The 3,370-nt window shown below is 49.3% G+C and carries 3 protein-coding genes; all 3 read left to right on the top strand.

What is annotated here, in order from left to right; all coding sequences use genetic code 11:
* Window positions 1-206: hypothetical protein (locus AC2FD8_RS19670; protein ID WP_496858952.1), on the top strand; the 206-nt coding region annotated here is incomplete at its 5' end.
* Window positions 207-395: 189 nt separating this feature from the next.
* Window positions 396-1,577, top strand: a complete 1,182-nt coding sequence (locus AC2FD8_RS19665; RefSeq protein ID WP_496858954.1) for an adenylate/guanylate cyclase domain-containing protein — start codon at window positions 396-398, stop codon at window positions 1,575-1,577.
* Between the two features lie 118 nt (window positions 1,578-1,695).
* Window positions 1,696-2,781 (top strand): hypothetical protein, encoded by a 1,086-nt coding sequence (locus tag AC2FD8_RS19660; RefSeq protein WP_496858956.1) that lies wholly within the window; start codon window positions 1,696-1,698, stop codon window positions 2,779-2,781.
* Window positions 2,782-3,370 lie beyond the last annotated feature (589 nt).

Here is a 3,370-nt window from a genome sequence, read left to right as displayed (position 1 = left end):
AGACGCTCATATCAGCTCAAAAAATGTCTTGCTATGCAGGAGCCATCCACACAAGACATTCGCTGCGATTGCAAAATCACGGGGCCTACGAATGGGAACTATGCGGAACAAAGCTGACGTTTGCGATATGGCTACCAACGTCTGCTATTGCTCCGGGCAATCAACAAACGATAACTTTGGATGGTGTTACAAAAGTCGAGAAATAGCATTTTCTAAGTTTTAGAGACGTTTTCCAGTAGGCTTGGCTACATTTTCTGACAAATGAAATCCCTTCGCTTGAAAATTAGCTAAGCGCGCAGCGCCATCACCACTTGTTGATACAGCATCCAAAATCTGCCAGCATACTTTGAAATGTCCTACTTCGAACGTCATGTGAGTATTTTTGCGAGTTTGATGTGTACAAAAACTCAAAGCGACTATTGACGATATTGGCGGCAGATGTTGCTGGGTTTACGAAGCTCGTTTCTGAGGATGAAGAGGCTACCCTACATCGTCTCGCAGAGCTTCGTTCGATTATGGACCCGATTATCGAGTCCTATGGAGGCAGGATCGCAAACACGGCAGGCGATAGCGTGCTGGCGTGTTTTGACAATCCGTCCGGCGCGGTAGAAGCAGCTATTTCTATTCAAGAACAACACAATGCCAACAACGCTCAGCTTAGAACAAGCGACCGTATGAGGTACCGGATCGGCATCAATATTGGTGAGGTGGTTCAGCAACCCAACGGTGATTTGCTGGGTCATGGAGTGAATGTAGCATCCCGACTTGAGACGATTTCGGAACCCGGTGGTATCTGTTTAGCCGAAAACGTTATTGAGCAAGTCAAAGGAAGCTTGGATTACCGATTCACAAAAATCGGCGAGCATTTTGTCAAAAACCTTGATCAACCATTGAAGGTATACAAAGTAGGTGAGTCCGCCCTGCCAACCTACGAGAAGGCCGTGCGAAGACTTCAAGCTTGGGTTCGTGGGCAGTACTTTTTGCCCCTGTTGTTCGCGGTTGTATTAATATCTATTAGCTTCTCAGCCTTTGCCCTTCTGTCAAACAAATCCGACGAAGCCAAAAATTTTGACCCTGAATACCTCGAGGATTTTCTGACGTTAGATCCATCTCCGGAAGAATTGCTCGAATTTTTTGATTTGGTAACCATCGGCGAATACAGGGATTCGACTTACTACGTAATCAGAACGTGGGGCGCAGAATTTGAGATTCTTGAAAAGGTTTCCGAAGCCTTAGGTGGCCACCTCGTTACCATCACTGACGAAGAAGAAAATGACTTTGTGTATCAACTGACGCTGGAAGATGATGGGCACTGGGCGTTTGAAGGAAACCTCGCTCTGGGACCATTAATTGGTTTGGTGCAGGACCCTGAAGGCGCGGAGCCTGATGGTGGCTGGAGATGGGCAAATAGTGAGCCCATGAATTTCTCCAATTGGAAGCGAGGTAGTCCCGACAACAGCAGCGGCAATCAGGATTTCGGAAATTTTCAAGGCCCTAATGTTCCCAAAACCAGCCCTCTATGGAACGACACAACAGTATGGAAGCGTTCATTCATAGTTGAGGTTCCCAAACCCTAATTCCGCAATGTACCAGTCCCACTTTTGCGGAAGGTTCATAAATCAAGCCTGGTGCTTGACTGATTGCAGAACACCTCACTAGCATCAGTGATAAGTATTCTGGTGGAGTATTGGTGATATGCGACTTTTTTTCGTTTTAATTTTAATATGTTGTGTTGGGTTTTTGGGCGTAAAACCGGTTGTGGCCGATTTCGCAAACGCCCAAAAAAGACTGGAATTCTTCTCCGCGAATAGTTCCTACCGAAATGCCTGGTGCCCGGAACGTAAGCCTTCCAAATTCACAACCGCACCGATCACTCAACCCTTCAAAACAGCATCCGGCAAAGACCGACCTCCCGCTGTTTTTATGAATGAGCTCGGCGCAGCAAATTCCCATCTACTTCGTACCGGTTCCAAAGCGGACGCCAGCCAGATTGCCGATCAGCTTGCAGTTGCCGCTCAAGCCAGAGCATTCGAAAAACAAGGTTTATACGATGGCGTGAAGATAGACGCAGCCTGGTGGCAAGCGAACATCTTGCTCAACTTGTCTATGGTGTACGGTTCGCTAAGCGCAATTCTGGGAAAAAATGACCCAAGAGTTGTCACAATTGCAGATTGGGGAGATAGACTTGCAGCAAGAGCTGGCTCAGTAGGCGGTTTTGAACAGATGTATGGTAAAGAAGGCCATGCCGCCCGTGCGGCTGGGCTTTTGGCATGGGGTGCAGAAACAGGTAATCGCAAGGCGTTCAAAAAAGGTGAAAGAGACTTAGCATATTTAGCACGGCAAATGCGCCCGAACGCCCCTTTGGCCGGTACATTTGACCAAGCTCGCAACAAACGTCCGGCCAAACGACAACTACACTACACGTTTATCACATACGGATACCTCGTGCTTGCGATGGATGCATCGCGGCGTGGTGGTGGAAAAGGCTTTAGGCATAAGAGCCGTCAGACAGATATCCATGGAGCATTGGTATGGCTTGTTCAATCATCAGTCGCGCCGAAAAATCCAGTTGGCTTAAGTGGTCCCCAAGACACCTTTTTCTGGACTACGCGAAGCGATAGGTACCACAATCTCGCTTGGGCGGAGGCTTATCTTCGCAACTATCCTAACACCGAAGCAGGATTGCTTTTGAAAAGAAAGCTCAAAGGCCAACGTTCGCGCGGCGTGTTTGCCGGGTGGTATGGTGGCAACCTGACCTGTTCTCTTGGCCCGGGCAGTTAGGCCCAACCAAGTTTCGTGAGTGCCGCTTGTTTGCGCTTAAAAATTGGCGCGACAAAGTTGGGAACCTGTCATCACGTGCCATGTTCATTAAATTCATAGTGTAGCGTAGTGTGCAAGAAACACCGGCACCAGTGAGCTTGTGGTGCCAACCTCTTGGACAACGCGGTACAATGTTGATTGGTTTCTTAGTCGTGGCTGGAAACAAAGCCGACGTTCGTGCACCATGCAGTATCAGGCACTATGGGCTCGCTACCGACTTTCTCCGCAACGCGCACGGATTGGAGCGTAAGAGCCCTTACCAGTCATTGCCACTCAGCGAAGGCGCTGCGGATGCATTCGGCAGCTTTCGGTCGATTGCAGACCATGTTCCTCAGGGTGATGGAAACGAACAGTGCGGACAAGGGGTGAATTCGTGCCCAGAGTCTGAAGGGCTGAAATCTGCGCATCGTGCCATCGGTTTCCTACCCCCAGGGCGGAAAGTTCGAATTCGACGCTTTGCAGCATGAAACTGAGCGGCCCGTCAGAGCGGATGGGGTGGATGGCTCCTGCTCCAACCGGCGTCGCAATGCGCCATAATGCAGTTGCCTAT

This window comes from Ruegeria sp. YTSC192 (genome assembly GCF_059609705.1).
Note: the sequence above shows the minus strand (reverse complement) of the source record. Positions and strands in the feature narration are given on the sequence as shown.

Bases quoted from the DNA above. Each gene is read 5' to 3' on its own strand.
- AC2FD8_RS19660 (WP_496858956.1), top strand. From the start codon at position 1,696: ATGCGACTTTTTTTCGTTTTAATTTTAATATGTTGTGTTGGGTTTTTG.